This is a genomic window from Algoriphagus sp. PAP.12, from assembly GCF_026652115.1.
GTDB lineage: Bacteria > Bacteroidota > Bacteroidia > Cytophagales > Cyclobacteriaceae > Algoriphagus.
This window is the reverse complement of the sequence record NZ_JAPPSQ010000001.1, coordinates 101743-120748: the sequence shown is the minus strand read 5'-3', so window position 1 is coordinate 120748 and position 19006 is coordinate 101743. Positions and strand designations below refer to the sequence as shown.

The 19006-nt window shown below is 39.4% G+C and carries 15 protein-coding genes; 1 reads left to right on the top strand and 14 read right to left on the bottom strand.

Translation table 11 applies throughout. The features are described 5' to 3' along the window. Positions 1-244 precede the first annotated feature (244 nt). The 9 genes from O0V13_RS00550 to O0V13_RS00510 form a co-directional block, all read right to left on the bottom strand. Positions 245-1570: a DUF418 domain-containing protein gene (locus tag O0V13_RS00550; protein WP_268033042.1), complete on the bottom strand. Its 1326-nt coding sequence runs from the start codon at positions 1568-1570 to the stop codon at positions 245-247. A 113-nt stretch (positions 1571-1683) separates the two neighbouring features. After that, positions 1684-3627: a sensor histidine kinase gene (locus O0V13_RS00545; protein ID WP_268033041.1), complete on the bottom strand. Its 1944-nt coding sequence runs from the start codon at positions 3625-3627 to the stop codon at positions 1684-1686. A 169-nt stretch (positions 3628-3796) separates the two neighbouring features. Beyond that, positions 3797-3988 carry a hypothetical protein gene (locus O0V13_RS00540; RefSeq protein WP_268033040.1) on the bottom strand — a complete coding sequence of 64 codons (192 nt, stop codon included), beginning with the start codon at positions 3986-3988 and terminating at the stop codon, positions 3797-3799. A 23-nt stretch (positions 3989-4011) separates the two neighbouring features. Then, a complete protein-coding gene (locus O0V13_RS00535) occupies positions 4012-4767 on the bottom strand; it encodes a DUF6090 family protein (protein WP_268033039.1) in 756 nt (251 codons plus the stop codon). A 4-nt stretch (positions 4768-4771) separates the two neighbouring features. Continuing rightward, positions 4772-5530, bottom strand: coding sequence for a DUF6090 family protein (locus O0V13_RS00530; protein ID WP_268033038.1), 759 nt, complete (start codon positions 5528-5530; stop codon positions 4772-4774). Then, on the bottom strand, positions 5527-6273 hold the full coding sequence (locus tag O0V13_RS00525) for a DUF6090 family protein (RefSeq protein WP_268033037.1): 747 nt from the start codon (positions 6271-6273) through the stop codon (positions 5527-5529). Before O0V13_RS00525 ends, O0V13_RS00530 begins: the two co-directional genes overlap by 4 nt. A 3-nt stretch (positions 6274-6276) precedes the next feature. After that, positions 6277-7032, bottom strand: a complete 756-nt coding sequence (locus tag O0V13_RS00520) for a DUF6090 family protein (RefSeq protein ID WP_268033036.1) — start codon at positions 7030-7032, stop codon at positions 6277-6279. 23 nt (positions 7033-7055) lie between these two features. Beyond that, entirely contained in the window at positions 7056-7820 is a 765-nt protein-coding gene (locus O0V13_RS00515; RefSeq protein WP_268033035.1) for a DUF6090 family protein, read from the bottom strand. Next, complete coding sequence (locus tag O0V13_RS00510) at positions 7817-8569, bottom strand: DUF6090 family protein (protein ID WP_268033034.1); 753 nt, start codon at positions 8567-8569, stop codon at positions 7817-7819. The genes O0V13_RS00515 and O0V13_RS00510 overlap by 4 nt, the downstream gene beginning before the upstream one ends. A gap of 128 nt (positions 8570-8697) precedes the next feature. Here O0V13_RS00510 and O0V13_RS00505 point away from each other — a divergent pair, with 128 nt between their 5' ends. Beyond that, positions 8698-11733 (top strand): WD40/YVTN/BNR-like repeat-containing protein, encoded by a 3036-nt coding sequence (locus tag O0V13_RS00505; protein ID WP_268033033.1) that lies wholly within the window; start codon positions 8698-8700, stop codon positions 11731-11733. A gap of 1 nt (position 11734) precedes the next feature. On the opposite strand, the gene O0V13_RS00500 is transcribed toward O0V13_RS00505, so the two are convergent. The 5 genes from O0V13_RS00500 to O0V13_RS00480 all read right to left on the bottom strand — a co-directional run bounded on the left by O0V13_RS00500 (position 11735) and on the right by O0V13_RS00480 (position 19004). Then, on the bottom strand, positions 11735-12190 hold the full coding sequence (locus tag O0V13_RS00500) for a DUF4440 domain-containing protein (protein ID WP_268033032.1): 456 nt from the start codon (positions 12188-12190) through the stop codon (positions 11735-11737). Between the two features lie 22 nt (positions 12191-12212). Further along, positions 12213-13517 (bottom strand): APC family permease, encoded by a 1305-nt coding sequence (locus tag O0V13_RS00495; protein WP_268033031.1) that lies wholly within the window; start codon positions 13515-13517, stop codon positions 12213-12215. Between the two features lie 36 nt (positions 13518-13553). Then, entirely contained in the window at positions 13554-15254 is a 1701-nt protein-coding gene (gene ggt, locus O0V13_RS00490; protein WP_268033030.1) for a gamma-glutamyltransferase, read from the bottom strand. 15 nt (positions 15255-15269) lie between these two features. Further along, a complete protein-coding gene (locus tag O0V13_RS00485) occupies positions 15270-16937 on the bottom strand; it encodes an arylsulfatase (protein ID WP_268033029.1) in 1668 nt (555 codons plus the stop codon). A gap of 96 nt (positions 16938-17033) precedes the next feature. Beyond that, positions 17034-19004 carry an adenylate/guanylate cyclase domain-containing protein gene (locus O0V13_RS00480; RefSeq protein WP_268033028.1) on the bottom strand — a complete coding sequence of 657 codons (1971 nt, stop codon included), beginning with the start codon at positions 19002-19004 and terminating at the stop codon, positions 17034-17036. Between the last annotated feature and the right edge of the window lie 2 nt (positions 19005-19006).

Genomic DNA, 19006 nt, shown 5'->3' with positions numbered 1-19006 from the left:
TGAAAAATCAGAATAATTTAAACTTGTGGTACTTTTTGAAAAAAGTCTATCAGAATTAAGTGAAGGCTTGTTTTCGGATTTTTGTTGGTTGTAATCTGTTTGGTGAATACAAAATACAAAATCTATCTCAACAGTATCTAATTAAATCGTTGATTTTTAGAATAATGTATAATTTATTTTGCATTTGATATATAAAAAAATACAATTAAATGTATTTGAATTAGGACTAGAATAGGACAAAAAATTAAGCGGTAGCTAGTGGGAAATGTGGTTTTTTGAGAGGAAACATTTTTTGATAACTCAGGCATCTCCAGGCCCATTCTAAGGGTCCATAGTAAAAGAATTTGAGCCAAATAGGACTCACTATCAATTGTAATATCCAAATTCCTAAAACGATATATAGCAATTCGTAGCGTTGGAGTTTTCCAAACAATCCAAATCCAGTTCCAGTAAACAAAACAATACAAATGGCTGAATGCATAAAATAATTGGTGAGAGCCATTTGACCTACTGCTGCGATACTTCTTTTTAAACTTTGAAACCAAGGAGATTGACAAAAGAGCATGATTGCCCCAACGTGCCCCATGGTAACAAATAACCTCCCCAAATCATAGGTGATATTTGATTCGGCAAATGAGATATAGGAGAAGTTGTTTTTCAGAATATTGTTCAATTCCAGGTAGTTGATCGTAAGTCCAACAGCATATCCAATTACTACCAGAAGGACATAAATCTTGCTATTCTTTTCAGCAGATAGAATCCCCATTTTAAAAATCCCAATCCCGATCAACATCATACTCAGGATATCCCATACATTATATCTGTAGAAAAAGTACATTTCCCCTTCCATGTTTTCAGGCGCCAGCAATCCCAAAACCTGAAAATAACCTTTATTATGCGCTTCGTTGTATTCTTGGATTTTTTCGGGATTATGTTTGTCGAGATACCTTTGATAGGTCTCTTTCGAACCTTTCAATTCATCGGGAATTAGTTGATTATCAGGTTTTAATTGTTCTATTTTTAAGTGATTCTCCCAAACATGGGCAGCACCCCGATAATCAAAATAGCTCCATATCAGACCAATGGCAATTAAAAACCCTGCTATTAAAAACAGTTTTTTTGGTAGCAGATTTCGAAAGGGGAATACCAAAAAACCCATGATAGCATAATCAAATAATATCTCTCCTGGCCATAGAAAGAGGTATCCATGGAATATCCCCATGATCAAAAGCCAGATTAGTCTTCTGAAATAGATATCTGCAGCGCCAATTCCGGCTCCTTTGCTTTCCAGTCGCTCTAAAAAAATGTACATCCCAACTCCGAACAGGAGGGAAAATAATGCTCTCATGGTTCCTTCAAAAAACAAGCTGGCTACATACCAAGTGATTCTATTTAAACCTGTATACCCACCTGCAACCGTGGGATCACTATACGACTCATATAGTCCAAAACCATTGATATTTATAATGAGTATCCCCAATAAGACCAATCCTCTCATAATATCAAGTGATTGGATTCTTTCTAGGGTTTTGGTAGGACGGTAGGAACTATCAATTGCCAAGCTTTCCATAGCAAATAGGTTGGGTAATAGTGAAAAAATATTCTTCAAAGTGACCCATAAAAAAGAGGTTTGGTAGATTCTTTATGGGTAAGTATAATGTAAAGAAAATCAGTAATTTAAAGTCAATATTTTTTTAGGATTATTAAAAATTCAGTTCCCTTTCCTTCTTTACTTTCTACTTTCAATTCTCCTCCATGTCCTTTGGTGATGATATCATAGCTCAAACTCAGTCCCAGACCAGTCCCTTCACCTGTTGGCTTTGTCGTAAAAAATGGTTGAAAAATCTTCTCCTTGATAGAATCGGGGATTCCTGAGCCGTTGTCCGCAACTGATATTTCAATTCCTGATTGGGTTTCTCGGGTGGATACAGTGACCTCTGGCATGTACGTCTCTGAGGCACTTTTAGCCTTTTCATTGACAGCATAAAAAGCATTGTTGATTAGGTTGAGTAGGACTCTGCCAAAATCCTGAGGTGCTACTTTAACTAGGGGCAAATTTGGGTCTAACTGCACCTTGAAGTTTGCTTGAAATTTTTTGTCTTTCGCACGAAGTCCATGAAAACTCAAACGCAGGCTTTCATCAGCCAATTTATTGATATCAGTTAATTCTTTGTGGCCGTCCGACTTTCGGCTGTGTTCCAGCATTCCCTTAACGATGGATCCAGCTCGCTTTCCGTGGTGGTTGATTTTGGTAAGATTGTCTTTTAGATCCTGAAGGATAAACTTGGTTTCCTCTAGATCTCCTTTTTCGATTTCCTCTTTCGCCTCCTCGATAAGTTCACCGCTGACTTCGGAAAAGTTGTTAACAAAGTTGAGAGGGTTTTGGATTTCATGCGCAATGCCCGCGGTCAGCTCACCGAGCGAAGCCATTTTCTCGGAATGGATGAGTTGGGCTTGAGTGGATTTAAGTTGTTCCAATGCGGAGTGGATCTCCTCTTTTTGTTTTGCCAATAATTTATTGGCTTTGTCTTGCCTCCTATAATTGTAAATCAAAATGATAGCTAATACAAGGAATACTGCAATAATCATCAGTAAAAAATTGGTTTTGTACTGACTTTGAAGTTCAAGTTTTTCAGTTTCTATTTCGCTTAGTTTTTTTTCCCTTTCGAGCAAGACATCCTGAAAAGCAGCTAGATTTTTGGTGTTTTGATCTGTGAATTTCTTCTTTTCATAAAATGCCAACTCTAGGTATTTATAGGCGCTGTCGGGTTGATTAAAATGTGAAAAATGTTCGTACAAGTTTTCATAAGCCGTCGAAAGGTCCATTCTAAACATTTGAATTTCACGTATTCTCCTGAGGTACCGAATTGCCTGTTGACCAAAATAGAGGCTTGAATCCTGATTTCCTGTGGAAGTATAAACCTTGGAAAGCCCAAGGCTATTAGATGTAAGTCCTACGATATATGATTTATGGGTAGCATCCTGTAAACCCTCTTGAAAGGCATGTTTTGCTCCATTTAGATTCTCAGTTCTAAATTTGATCATGCCGTCCAAATAGAGAATATCTGAATAATTGGTTTCCGTGTAATACTCAGATGGGATATCAGAAAACCTTTCCATTTTACTTTTGGCAGAATCCAGCTCATCATCCTCTAGGTGAATTTGCGCCATACCAGAAATGGCCATGACCATATTTTGGAAATCTCGGATTCTCCTTGCCAAGTGAAATGCTCGTCGATACTGAGTCAACTGCTCTTCAGTATTTCCTGTTACACCCATCAAATGGCCATAGTTATAGGTCAAATTTGAAAGATTACTAAAATACTCTTTCTGATCTTTATCCGAATCTGTGAAAAGTGATTTCATTTCAGGGGATTCCCAAAACTCAAAGGCTTGCCTAAATTCAATATAAGAGGTCGCATATTCACCAAGGTTTGCTGTGATTATGCTTTTTTCAATCTTCGCCTTAATAAGTTCTACTGCGGCCTGTTTCTTTAGGGAATCCGAAGCTGCATTTTCAAATTCTAACTGGAGAATTTCCATTTTTTTTTCAAAACGATCAGGTCTTTGACTAAAAGCTACGAATTGGACCAAAATCATTAATAGGAGTGCCAGAAAAATCTTCATGCATTTAAGGGGATTCCTTGGTGAAAATAATTTTCAAAGAAGTTGGCAGTTAGAATAGTGGTCTTATAAAGTACAAAATCAATTTTTGATTACTTTCCTGTTATGACTAATTTTTTATTTTGTCTCATTTCCTAACTATGATGGAGATGGGGGAGAAAGCCCTTTCATTTCAGCCAATTTTCCCATCTCCGTTTAAATCTTTTCCAGTTTGTTCTTCGAGGATTTTAAGAGTCTTTGTGAGGATTTCTCTAGTCTGGTAAAGCTCTCTTTCCAGATTTCTAACTCGGATCTCCAAAGTTTCAGCTTTCGATTTTTGATCGTGGATTTGGCTTTGTTGGATTAGATCCCAAAATAGTCCCATAAAATTTGTGATTTGAGGTAGTTTTAATTTAGGCTTTCTTGAAGTCTTTTACTAAGCTCGGAATTTAATAAAATCATTTCCTCGTGATAATCTTTAAAAAACCGGAGGTTAAACCGTTTGATCGAAAGCATTCCGTTGAAAACCAAAAGCGCTTTAGGTTTATCCATGATGTTCTCAAGTTGGTCTAAGACCGGGCTATCATTGTATTCATGAGGCTTGGGAATGTTGAAATGATATTCTGAAAAAATGTTTTGATAAAAGCGGGTTTGTTCAATCGCGCTATTGTAGGTTTGATCAGCCTTCTGGTAATAATTCTGGATCATTTCACCCAGTGGAGAATCAAAAAAGCCGATTTCTCCGGTGGAGGTCAAGGTGAGATAGGTATTTGTATGGAGGTTACTTGGGCGGACAAAAGATGGGTCTGCTTCATTTCGCATGATTTTGAACAAGGTGTCCAAATTTGAATTGGATTGAGAAAGCCTGTCAAAATAACTCGTTACAGTTTCTAGCCTTCTATCGATTGCCTCCAGTTCATCCGCTAGTTGACCACTGTCTTTTTCAAGTTCAACAAGAAGGGCGTGTGTATATTCAATTCTTGCATTATTGGCTTTTCGATCCTCATTCCAGTTATTGACTTGCAGCGCAATCAAAATCCCAAAGACCACCAAAACGATTTCTCCTATGGCATATGCCAGGTATCGGGTAACTCGATTTCCTGAATTGCCGGCAGGTTGGTTTGAGAGGAATTTTTGGAGGATTTTTCGAAAAAAAGAGATCATAAATTTATTTTAGTCCTTGCTTGATCAATTCAATAATTGATTGAATCTTTTCTTTCTGGGGAAGATAGAAACCGACACTCAGGCCTTTAGAGGCAACAATAAATAAGAATAGCTGACTTTCAAATTCTTGGTTTTCGAGGAATTTGAAGTCATTATTTGGAAATCTACTGGGCGTGACTTCCACCAAACTTTCTTCAATCAGGTTTAAATGCCTTCTGAAATTGCCATATTTTAGGAAAAACTCATGTGCAAGATCTCTTCTTGCAACCACATAGGATTCTTGATTTTTTATAAACTCTAAATCAGCTTTCCAGGAAGAAATAGCTTTGCGTAGCGCTGGGTCAGAAAGGATGGAAAGCCGCCCAGAATTGATGATTTCATCAATCGTTCCTCGGTTTGGAATATACAGAGGATCAAATTTGAAAACCCCAACCATTGATTCAGAAAGTTTCTTTTCATCAAAATTCTCTAATGAAGGGCCCGTAAAGTTTGCCAAAGTTAAGCTGGATGAAATGTTGGAATCATTTAAAGCGATTGCTTTATCGAGAATATCTAAGTTGGATTCAAACTCTTCAAGTAAGGCTTTTAGAAGTCTTTGTTCAGCCTCTTGTTGTTTTCTGTTTTCATTCCAGTTATTGACCTGCAGCGCAATCAAGATTCCAATTACCACAAGTAGTATTTCACCTATAGCATAGGCTAAATACCGAGTCACCCGATTTCCTGCGAGGAGCTTATGCCGGATTTTTCTAAAAAATGAGATCATTTATTTTTCTGATTGATTAGTTGAAGAAGAGCATCTTCTTGTTCTTTTAAAAATTTTAATCCATTCAAGCTTATGGAGAGGTAAATACTTTTATACTCCACCAATACGGTTAATAATAGCACAAACTGCCTTTCATCTTTGATCACATTCAACTTTTGTAAATAGGGACTTTTGATTTCCCCGAATTGATAATTTTGGGAATAAAGCGCTACTCTGTCCAGGTATATAGATGAATTGGTCTGATCTAAATTAAAAATCTTTTCAGTGAGTGATTTATACTCCAAAAGCTTATATCGAATCGTATCATCAATTAATTCTAGTTTACCAGAAGATTCAAATGAATTGAGAGTCGTTTGATTTGAAAAAAAAGAATTTCCTATGTAGGGATTAAATCGGGTAGCTACTGATTGGAATGTATCCAAATTGGATAGTGGATTATGAAGACTATTTTCCAAGTTTTGATTGTAATCCAACAGGAATTTATAATTTTCGATAGACCGGTTGATTTCAATAGTGTCTTTCACTAAATCTGCCAGCAATCCTTTATAAAACAGTTTCAGTTCCTCCTTTTGCTTTCTGCTCTCATTCCAATTATTGACTTGAAGGGCAATTAAGATCCCAATTACCACCAAAATGATTTCCCCTATGGCATAAACCAAGTATCGGGTAACTCTATTTCCAGCCTTTCCCTCAGGCTGTTGCTGAAAGAGTTTTTGACGGATTTTGCGGAAGAAAGCTAGCATGGCTTAAGGATTTAGACTTTTTTCGATTTCCTCTAGAGACTTTTCTAGTGTTTCTTCTATTGCTTGAATCCAAAGTTCTTTGGAGGTGTTTTCCATGTAAAGGTTTGTCAATTTGCTGTATGTTTCAGCAGATTGGATAAAACTGAAAAATGCGGCATCGTCTAATTTGAATTCTGGATGTATTGCTGCTTTTTTTTCAGGGAAGTAGTCGTTAAAAATTCTGTCAAAGGCTCCCATCTTTATAAAATCATGGGCAGTCTCGTTTTGACTCAATCCATTGTTCATTTCCCTGAATCCTTCCAAATAATCCAGGTACATGGATAGCTGTATTGCTAGTTCGCTATCGAGCATTCCCAATTTCCCAGATGAAACGGCTTCCTCTATCGTGGATTTGGTAAGTAAAGGTGTCTGAGGGAAAATCATCAAGGAAGCATAATACCGTACAGAATCCATTGGTATATTGGATTGCTGACCGGCAGAAATATTGAGAACAGCAAGGCCATATTTATTCCTAAGGACCAATTCCTCTCTGTGGTTTTTAATTCTTTCAAGGTTACCTTGAAACTCCTGCTTTATGGCTTTCAATAGAGTGATTTTTTCTTCTTGATTTTTTCTCGAATCATTCCAATTATTCACTTGAAGTGCTAAAAGGATACCGATCATAACTAGTAGAATTTCCCCTACAGCATAGGCAAGGTATCGGGACACCCTATTCTCGGAGAGAAGCTTTTGTCGGATTTTTCTGAGGATTGAAATCATATTATTGACACGCTGGTTTTTTATTAATACTGTTCTGATTTTTTCTCCTCTTCGATCAGTTCGATGATATACTGAAGGCGGCTTCTTAACATTCGGTTTTTATATCCTGCTTCTACGATACTTTTATGGATGATAACCTTTAGAAGGTATCGAATTTCAGGATCATTTGACATAGCCTTCAGGTCAAATTTAACTCCAGCATAAGCCTTGGAATCATTGTCTGTGATATCAATATCTCCAAATTCAGGATCCATATACCGAATGATTTGGTCGGCATAAGTATCGATTGGCTCTCTGTTTCCTTCTTCCATGAGATGGTTATATTCTAAAAAAGCCTGATAAGTTAACATGACATTTTTTAGCTCTTTATTGGAAATCAGGCTAAGCGTACCAGAGGACTTCATCTCCTCATATGTGGGTTGGTTGGGATTGAAATAATGGGTAAATCCAGATCGCTCCAATGCAAAAACGGTAGATATACTGTCCAATGAATGGGGTAAGGAATCTAAAAGTCCAATTACTTGCCTGGCATAATCTTCTCGGTCTTCCAAAAAGGAAATGAGGAAGTTCAACGAATTCAGGTTTTCTTCGAAATCCTGCTGGAGGTTTTCCAACTGAACTTTCTTTCGGTCTGCAAGCTTTCTGTTTTCATTCCAATTATTGACCTGAAGGGCAATTAATATCCCTATCACCACTAAGAATATCTCTCCTAAAGCATAGGCTATATACCTCGTAATCTTATTCTGCTGCAGGAGTTTTTGGCGGATTGATCGAAATATTGAAATCATTGTGAGTTTTCTCTAAGATGTTGAATAAGCTTCTGATTAGAGTCAAAGAGTTCCCGGTCCATGTTTCTGAATGTCAGGAAAATATGATTTTGGAGGGTGGTGATTCCTCCAAACTGAAGTCGGGCTTCCTCCATATTCACCCCTTTCCAAATTTGTTCTTTTAGATTTCCCGGATCCAATAATGGATATTGGGTCATGTTGTCTGCGGATGGAACTTTCTCCAGAAATTCCGAAAAGGTATCCCGGTAAAAGTCGAGCTGACCTATTTGGAAACTTTCAATGTCTAAGGCTGATTGGTAGTAGGTTTGGATTTGACCAGCATCCTGATTGTTAAAAAGAGAAATCTGTCCGGAGGAAGCTAGGGTTGAGAAAGTGTTTTTATTTAAGCCGATTGGGTTGACAAAACTAGGATTATATTCGTATTTCATAATGAAATCGAGGGTATCCAAACTAGCAAAGGGGGAATTGATTCTGTCCTTTATTTCCTGGAGCATTTCAATTCGGTTGCTCAGGTTATTTATCGACTCTTTTAGAAAAACACTGTCTTTCTGAAGCTCCAAAATCAATGATTCTGTAAACTGTCTCCTAGATTTAGCTTGTTTTTGACCTTCATTCCAAAGGTTGATTTGAAGTGCAATTAAAATCCCAATAACAACAAGGATGATTTCCCCAATAGCATATGCAAGATATCGTGTGACCCTATTTTCTGTAAGGAGCTTTTTGCGGATTTTTCTAAATAGGGATATCATTTAAAATGACATAATTAGGTTGGCTTAATTATAGTTGGGCACTGGGCAAGTTAAATGGTACGGAATGATCCTTTTAGATTGGTTTTCAAAAGCATATTAATTAAAATAGGTAAACCATTTCATTAAAAATGACTATTTATCCTAATATCCATCAATTTTTTGTAATTCTTTTAACCTTCTCGTTTTCTAATATTTATGGGCGGCAAGTTCCTAAATATTCCTATCAGGAATTGGACTATAGGATGATAGGGCCTTTTAGGGCCAGTAGAACTGTGGGAGGAGTAGGAATACCGGATCAACCCAACGTTTTTTTTATAGGAGTTAATAATGGAGGCGTTTGGAAAACAGATGATTTTGGGCGGACTTGGTTCCCGATTTTTGATGATGCCCCGACGGGATCTGTTGGAGATATTGCTGTGGCATTGAGTGATCCAGATATCATTTATGTGGGGAGTGCAGAAGGACTTCATAGACCAGACTTGGGGGTTGGAGATGGAATTTTCAAAAGTGTGGATGGCGGGAAAATCTGGGCACATAAAGGACTGGGTGATATCCAACAAGTCGGTAGATTGATCGTGCACCCTACTAATCCAGATATTGTTTTCGTGGCGGGATTAGGTCATCCATATGGTGCCAATGAGGAAAGAGGAGTTTTTAAAACAATTGATGGAGGAGATTCCTGGGAAAAGGTTCTTTATATCAATGAAAATACAGGGGCAATCCAAGTAGAATTTGACCCAAACAATCCAGAGATACTTTTTGCCGATATGTGGGAACATCAAGAAGGTCCTTGGGAAAATGCAGCTTTTTCAGGCCCAAACAGTGGGCTTTATAAAAGTACCGATGGTGGAGAAAATTGGAGGAAAATCACCAATGGACTTCCAGATTCATCCCAAGGTTTAGGGAGAATCGGTTTTGGAATTTCCAATAGCAACTCCAAAATCATGTTTGCAACTGTAGACGCTCGTCAGAATGGAGGGATTTATAAAAGCATTGATGGAGGAGAAAGCTGGGAGTTGATCCATCAGGATAGAAGACTCTGGGGAAGAGGCGGAGATTTTGCAGAAATCAAAATTCATCCGAAAGATTCCAATCGACTTTATGTAGGGAATGTGGCTTCTTATACCTCTTCTGATGGTGGCAAAACATGGTCATCTTTGAAAGGTGCGCCAGGAGGTGATGATTACCATAGGATTTGGATCAATCCTATCAATCCGGATATCATGCTTTTTGTAGCGGACCAAGGTGCAGTAGTCACTGTGAACGCCGGTCGCACTTGGAGCTCTTGGTATAATCAACCGACTTCCCAATTGTATCACGTTGCGACAGACAATGCTTTTCCCTATTGGGTGTATGGAGGTCAACAAGAAAGTGGAGCCATCGGAATCGCCAGCCGAGGCGATGGTGGTCAAATTAGCTTTAGGGAATTTATGGGAGTGGGAGCGGATGAATATGCCTATGTAGCTCCTGATCCGAAAGATTCAAATATCATTTATGGAGGTCGTTTGATGCGATTTGATAAAAGGACTGGTCAAGCGACTAATGTGGCACCTGAAGCTTTGCGCTCAGGGGATTATAGATATGTGAGGACTATGCCTTTGCTTTTTCATCCAGCAAATGATGATATGCTGCTTTTTGGAACAAATGTCCTGTGGAAAACAATGAATGAAGGGAAAAGTTGGGAAGTTATCAGTCCAGACTTGACCTATGAAAAGCCAGATTTACCTTCAAGTATTGGCCATTACAAAACAGAAGAAATGGAAAATATGGCTAGACGAGGGGTGATTTACTCCATTGGGCCATCTCCTTTAAATGAAAAAATAATATGGGCTGGGACTGATGATGGGAGAGTTCATGTCACCAAAAATGGGGGAGTAGATTGGAAAGATGTGACGCCCCTTAATTTGACTTCTTGGGATAAGGTATCTCAAATCGATGCCAGTCATTTTGATGAAAATACAGCTTTTATTGCGATCAATGCAATTCGGAAAGATGATATGACTCCCTATGTCTTTCGAACCACTGACGGAGGGAAATCATGGGATTTGATCACAGATGGATTGAATCCAAACGGTCCTGTGAATGTCGTTCGGGAAGATCCTAAAAAAGAAGGTCTGCTTTACGCAGGTACCGAACGGGAAGTCTACTTTTCTATAGACAATGGGGGGACTTGGCAATCACTTAGACAGAATATGCCAGCTACTTCCATAAGAGATTTGGTCATTCATGAAAATGATCTGGTAATAGGAACTCATGGAAGATCGGCTTGGATCTTGGATAATATTGCTCCTTTGAGGGAATTAGCCAATTCAACTAAAGAGAAGTCATTTTTATATTCTCCCTCCAAAGCAATTCGAGTAAGAGGAAATATGTTCTCAGATACGCCACTTCCACCAGAGGAACCAACAGGGCAAAATCCACCTGATGGGGCAATTTTGGATTACCATTTGGGAGAAAATGCACAAAATGTAAAGTTGGAAATTTTGGATAATCAAGGTCAAATCATTCGAACTTTTTCAAGTGCCGATGAGCATCCTAAGATTGACTCCACCTCTCTTCCTCATCCGACATATTGGATTAGGCCAGATCAAAAATTGGGTCTGTCACCTGGACACCATCGCTATGTTTGGGACTTGCGATATGAACCTCCTAAAGGTGCAAGACAGGGCTACTCCATAGCAGCTGTTTATAAAAATACACCAAGTGGTCCAGTAGGTCCATTTGTCGCCCCGGGGACATACCAAGTTCGATTAACGGTAGATGGTGATGTGTCCGAAAAACCAATAGAAATTGTCATGGATCCTAGGGTTTCCATTTCTCAAGAGGCATTGAAGATGCAAACAGACCTAAGTTTGGATTGTTATTATGGCTATTTGGAGCTTCAGGAAATTGTGGAGGTGATAGATGGATTGGCTAGTCCCCCTGCGGCGCAAATGAAACTTCGAGGAAATGGAAGTGCGGGAATGCAGGACACCATGTATGGAAGCATCTATGAAATGGATGCTGATGAGGAAACATTGGTTGGCCTTCAGAATAAATTTCTATTTATGCTCACATTGATCCAGGCCGCAGATGTAGAACCTACCAATCAAACAATTCGAGCAGTGAAGTCTTTGGAGAAGAGTTTGGATAAAATGAAAGAGCGATGGGAAGAAATGGAGTGAATTACATTGGAGGAAGAGTGACAAACAACTGGGACTGTATCAGCCATTTCCGAGATTTTTTGGTCCATTGAGCCGCATAATTTCCTCCTACAACAGCCTCCTCGGAGCCTTCAATAAATCCTTTCCAAGTCCCTTTTTCCCATGCTAGTTTAGTTTCGGGGTTCACGATGATTTCGTCAGGAGTCCTGACCCAATACATTTTAGGCCCTGATGCATTTTTTTGGATATATGCACTCAATTGTGCCTTTCCAGAAATAAGGGTTCCAGCTCCTGTCGTGATTAAAATGTCATCCGTATGGAATGTGTTATTAAGCTCCTCATCAAATTCTCGTAGTGCCCGATTAGAGGCTTTTCTCTGTTTTTTGATCAATTGTACATCATCCTCTTGTGCCAAGGCAATTCCTAAACTAGATGTTACCAGAAATATCAGGGTGAAAATTTTCTTAAAAGCTTCCATTTATTTAAAGGTTAGGAGGAACTTATTTATTCAATCTTTTTCGTTGTATGGTTTTGATAATGAAGTATATAATGGTAAGGGTCAAGAAAAATATTGCAATTCCAGATTTTTCATAGACTGTCAAATTCGATAGGAAAAATAGGATGATTCCTGCTGAAAGAATAGGAACAGTGTAGCCAAATGGGATTTTGAAATTTCCTGGTTCTGAATTTCCCTTTTGGCGAAGTTTGATAACAGAAAGAGCAACACCGAAATATACCAAAAGCATACTCGCGGAGGCGATTACTGCCAATTGGCGAAATCCTCCCAAAGCAGCTAGGGTAAAACCTATACCAGCATAAAGTAAAATAGCTAGGTAAGGCGTTTTGAACTTCTTATGAACCGAAGCCAAAATGTCAATTGGAATAACCCTGTCACTAGCCAATCCGAAGAGTACCCGAGGAAGATTTAATATTTCTCCGCTGAGCATTCCAAACATGGAAATGCCTGCTCCAATTAATAAAACTGTATATCCAATAGGTCCGAAGACAATGTTTGCAACTGCTGCTAAAGGAGCCTCTTTGTTTTCAGGCAATTGATCTCCCAAAACTCCCTGAGCGGCAGTTTGGATCATGACATAAAGTAAAAGAACAAATAGAATTCCCATGAAAATCGCCTTGGGCACTGTCCTTTGAGGATTTTTGATTTCTGCACCCACAGTCAATCCTGCATCACCACCTTGGAAGGCAAAAAACAGAATCAAACAAGCTTGACCGAATTGTGAAAAGGAGGGCATTTCCTTCCAGAATAGATTTGAGAAAGTAACATCCTTCCAGCTAAAAATGATCAATAATACAAGAGGTGTAAGTTTTGCAACCGTATTCACTTTGACCAATCCGATTCCTTGCTTTACCCCAATCACATTGAGAAATGCCAAACCACCAAAAATCAAAAACAACAAGAACAAACGGGTGGCAGGTGAGTAAAATTCAGGAAAGGCAATACCTATTAATTCAACTAGTGCATTGGAGACTGCAGCATCCGAAAATGCACTTCCAGTGATCATGAAAACTGCCGCCAAAAAGCCGGGAAAAGGCCCGAAAGCAGTTTCTACATAAGCATAACCACCTCCTGACTTAGAAATTTGGCTGCCTGCCTCGGCAAAACAAAGCATGACCAAAGCGATCAAAAAGCCACAGAAAAGATAAACCAGAATGGAGGATGCTCCCATGATTTCCGCAACGATCGCCGGGAGCACAAATATTCCCGCTCCAACAATGATGTTGACGATATTGGCGGAAAGGCCCCATACGCCGATTTCCCTTTTTAATTGATTGTCATTTCCCACGGATTTTCAATTATGATTAAATGATAAAATCTTTAATTAATAACCTTTTGCTGCGCCGTCCTCACTAGAAGAGTCCGAAGCCCCAACCCAAGTGCCTAACTCTGGATCAAAGGTAATTCCCATCAACACTCCCAGATTTGTGGTTGGTCTTAGTTTATGTCCCATTTTTTCCAGAGCAGCTTTTGTGTCTGGGGAAAGGAGATTTTGTTCATAAACAATCTGATTGGGAAGCCACTGATGATGGATTTTCATCGCTTCAATTGCTCGGTCTATTCGCATATCATAAACCAAAACATTGAGAACAGTCTGGAAGACGGTATTGATGATCGTTCTTCCTCCCGGACTTCCAATCACCAAATAGGGCTTGCCATCTTTGGCGACAATCGTAGGCGTCATGCTGGAAAGCATTCTCTTTTCAGGAGCGACCAAATTCGGGTCCGAGCCAATTTGACCGGTTTCCGTAGTGACTCCTGGGACTGGGTTGAAATCCCCCATTTCATTGTTGAAAATGAATCCAAGCTTGGAGGAACCCATTTTTACACCGTAGGAATTCTCCAAAGTATAAGTCAAAGAAACAGCATTTCCGTCTTTGTCTGTGACTGAAAAATGGGTTGTATGATCACCACCATAAAGTTGTCCGTATTTCGAGGGATCACTTGGAGAAGCATGGTTCATATCCAGATTTTGGAATCTTGCTTTCGCAAAATCTTTAGAAATCAGCTTGTCAACAGGCATTTCCGGGTTAAAATCAGGGTCTCCCAAAAACTCAGCTCGGTCAGCAAAGGCTCTTCTCATTGCCTCAGCAACTAAATGGACATAGGGAGTAGAATTGAATTCTATGGATGAAATATCCGCCGCTTCCAATAGATTCATCATTTCGATCAGTGCCACTCCTCCAGAGCTCGGAGGAGGCATAGAGAAAATCTCAAAGTCTTTGAATTTGGTCGTAACCGGCTTTCTCTCTACCGCCTCATATTTGGCTAAATCCTCTTGGGTGATGATTCCTCCGTTGGCTTTCATGTAGGCTTCAATTTCCTCAGCGACTTTTCCTTTATAAAATCCATCCCTGCCATGCTTTTTGACTTCCTCCAAAGTCTTAGCTAGAGCCGGTTGTTTCCAAATTTCACCGGGAGCGACAATTTCTCCATCTGCACCTCGGAAATAGTTTTTCATTATATCCCACGAATCATCCCTGTCCGACATTCTCAAAGCAACTCGATACAAACCCCAAGACATTGGGAAGCCTTTCTTGGCCAATTTTACTGCTGGATCTACCACCTCTTTCCAAGTAAGCTTGCCGTATTTTTGATGTGCTTGATAAAGACCGGCGACAGTGCCCGGTACTCCAACTGAAAGCAATCCACGGTGATTGGAATTGTCTTTGATTTTCCCCTCCTCATCCAAAAACATGGTCGGGTTTGCTGCCAAAGGCGCTTTTTCCCGAAAATCAAATGTGGTCACATCTCCATCGGATTTCATGAAAACAATAAACCCTCCTCCTCCGATATTTCCTGCTTCAGGATGGGTGACAGCCAATGCAAAGGCAGTTGCTACTGCTGCGTCAATGGCATTTCCACCTTTTTTTAGAATCTCTATTCCTGCTTCAGATGCCAAATAATGATCCGAAACGATCATTCCATTTTTGCCATAGGTTTGAGAAAATGTTTGAGAAAAAGGAGAAAGTAAGGCAGCGACACCTAAAAGTATGCTTACTAAAACTTGCTTTTTGAATATCATAATAAGTTGAAATTCTTAGTGGTTTGATGGTTTAGGGGTTGGAATGACTATACCGACTTTTTCTGAAAATCGATCCCATTCCTGGATCATTTCTTGGAATTTAATAGGTAATGAGTCTTTTAAGTCTTCCTGTTCTCCTAAATCATTTGAAATATTGAATAACTGGAAGTTTTCCTTTTTAAAAGGCTTTTCAAGATTGACGATTTTCCAATTTCCTTTTCGAAGCATGCCTCTTTCCCGATGTTCCAATCCAAAAACATAAGTCGAATCATGAATTCGATCTTCATTACCTGAAAGGATTGGGTACAAAGAGCTTCCAGCCAATGGCGTAATGTTTTTTCCGTTCCAAGTTTTTGGGTATTCGACTTTGGCATCTTGATAAAGAGTCGGCGCCAAATCCATGATCGTGACAAAGGCATTGGAGATTGATCCCTTGTATTTTACTCCAGGTCCCGAAATGATCATTGGGGCATTCATTCCTCCTTCTGTTGTATAGGATTTGAAATATCGAAAAGGTGCGGTGCCTGCCTCAGCCCATTGTGGTCCATAAGAAATAAAGCTTGTTTCTGTCCCCATTTCTTCAAGTGCATCCGAGTAATGTTCTTGAATATAGGGCCCAAAAGCCTCATGATAATAAAAGTCTTCTGCCGCGGCGCCATTATCAGCAAGAAAAACGATTAAGGTGTTTTCGTAGACCCCCTTGTTTTTCAGATGAGAAATCAGTCTGCCGATGTTTTCATCTAGGTTATCCACCATGCCAGCATAGATTTCCATTTTTCGGGTTTCTTTTGCTTTTTCTTCTGCAGATAGACTTTCCCAAGGTTTGATCGAAGGGTGGGGTTCTGGCAATTTTGCATTTGGAGGAATCATGCCAGCTTTTTTCAAGCTTTCGAGACGTCTTTCCCGAAGCTTTTCATAGCCTGCATCGAATCGGCCTTCATATTTTTTCCAATATTTTTCAGGCACTTGGAGAGGCCAATGGGGAGAGGTGTAAGCTGCAAAAGCAAAAAATGGTTTTCCATCTTCCTGATTGGAATCTATATAAGAGATGAGCTTGTCAGTGTAGAAATCTGTAGAATACTTGCCTTCAGGCCAATCCGTTTTTTCACCGTTTTCCGAATAGAGAGATTTATGTCCATAAGTCAATTCTGGGCTATCTGGAAATAACAGGCGATTGCTAAAATGATTGGCACCTCCTTCCAAAGTGACGAAGGATTTCTCAAACCCTTTTAGAGCGGGATTAGCTTCAGGTGTCAGGCCCAAGTGCCATTTTCCAGTGATATAGGTATGATATCCTATGCTCTGTAGCAGTTCAGGAACGGGGACAATTCTTTCACTCAACATTCCTTCATAACCAGCAACATCAGTAACCAAATCTTGAGAACCCATGCCAGCCACATGGTTGAAATTCCCGGAAAGCATCATAGCCCGACTGACAGCACAATAAGGAGCCGTATGAAACCGGCTAAATCGAATTCCTTCTTTTGCTAACTGGTCGAGATAGGGAGTTTCAATGTCTCCTCCATAGCTTCCTAAATCAGCATAGCCTAAATCATCCGCTACTATTAAAAGGATGTTTGGGCGAAGTTCGGCTTCTGGCTGTTTCGAATTCTCCTGACAGGAAAAAAGGCTCCAGAAAAGCGTCAAGACGGTGAAAAATCTAAAATAGCCAGTTCTATTCAATGATACTTTGTTGAGGATGAATGAAAATGTTTTTCAAAAACTACTTGCCGATTTCAAAAGCCCAAGCTGAATGGATTTCCTTGAAAAGATAAGAAATTAGGATGTTTTTGAATGCATAATAAACCACATCTTCATCAATCCTTTTCCCTTGACTTCAATTTCTCCCCGGTATTCAAATTCAAATCGGGGGTCATTTTTTACGAGTTCGTAGGTGTTCTCAGATATATTGATTCGATTGAGCTCGCAATTCGACTCCATTCTTTGAGCTGTATTGACTGTGTCTCCCCAGATATCATATTGGAATTTTTTGATACCTACAATCCCAGCTACTACCGAACCTGAATTGATACCTACTCGCATATCAAATTTTGCTTTGGCAGGGATGGAAGGGTTTTGATTTCTTTCTAGGATGAATTCCTTCATTTCAAGGGCGGCTTCGATAGCTGAATGTGCATCTGACTTAGAATCAAGTCCCGCTGCAACCATATAAGCGTCTCCAATGGTTTTGATCTTCTCCAGACCTTTGGATTCAACGATTTTATCGAATTCCTTGAAGCAAGTATTTAATTCATTTACCAGTTCTTTGGCTGATAAGTGTTGGGCCTTTTTGGTGAAGTCGGCAAAATCCGTGAAGATGACTGTAACTTTTTCAAAGTCCCTGGCATCAGAATATCCTTTTTCCTTTAATTCCTGAGCGACATTTTTAGGTAAAATATTCAGCAGTAAATCATCTGAACGTTCTTTTTCAGCAGCTATCGCAAAGTTAGATTTTCTGATAAAAATGTATCTACGCCACCAGCTGACGGCAAGAACTAACAGAAGAATACCAGAAATGAGGAAAATAATTTGGCGGTTACGTTCCACTTTTAGTCTTTCCTCATAGAGAAGACTTTGCTCCCGCATGACTTGAGCGTTTTGGATGCTATCGAGCATTTGCCTTTTCTCAAAATCATAATTGGCCATCATTTGCGTGATTTCCTTGGTGTTGGAATCATTGAGCAAACTGTCCTTCAGTGCTGTAGCAAGTTTTAGATATTTCAATTCTTGCGCGGTATTTCCTGTTTTTTCGGCAAGCTCCATCATCCGCTCATAGGCCATCCGAATGACTTTCAGCTCGGATGCTTGCTCAGCATTTTCGAGTGACTTTTGAGCGTGAAATTGAGATTTCTGATATTCGTTTTTCTCTAAATAAAGATTAGCAAGTCGGTTGTGGGTATAAGCTAAGCCGCGAGAATAGCCTAAGGAATCCCTTATTTTCAAAGCTTCTAATAGTGTGCTTTCTGCTAAATCCAATTGCCCATCGTTGGCATAATTGTTTCCAAGATTACTCAGTGAAAGTCCAATCGAATAAGGGTTTTTGGTTTGGTAAGCGATGCCTAATGCCTGCTTATGATAAAAAATAGCAGAGTCAATCGGTCCGGTATATTCAAAAATGATAGCGAGATTATTCAAGGAGGTATGCACCCTTTTAAGATCTCCCACGCCTTCTTCCATGGCTAGAGATTTTCTGATGTAATAAAATGCCTCGTCGAAATCATGCTGATCATAATAGATGAGCCCCAATGAATTATATACACTGGCCATACCGGTGATCATCTCATGTTCCTCATAAATCGAAAGTGCCTTTAAATGATTTTGAATTGATTTTTCAACATCTCCAAAAAAAGCATAGGTATTTGCAAGAAATGAAAGTGCGCGAGCTTGCTCTAGCCAAAGACCTTTTTCTTCCAATTCAGGAATGAGACTTTCTACAGGTTTTGGGTCATAAGTCTCTTTGCTAGATTCTTGACTAGCCATCAAAAGGTAAAGCTGAGACCTCAAAATTCCCTCTGGATAATCTTCGGATTGGCTTAATGAAAGCGCCTCTTGAGCAAGACGGATGGCTTCCGGATAATCGTAATCAGAGTATTTGAAATGAGCTTGATCTGAAATACTGTCAATAAAAACTTTGTCTTGGCCTTGAGCTTGGAACACAAAAAGCTGAAGCAAAAGAAAGGCAAAAAATCCACTCTCTCCCTTTTTGAAAGGAACAGAGGAAAGGTAAAAAAAGATAGCAAATGCTTTCATAA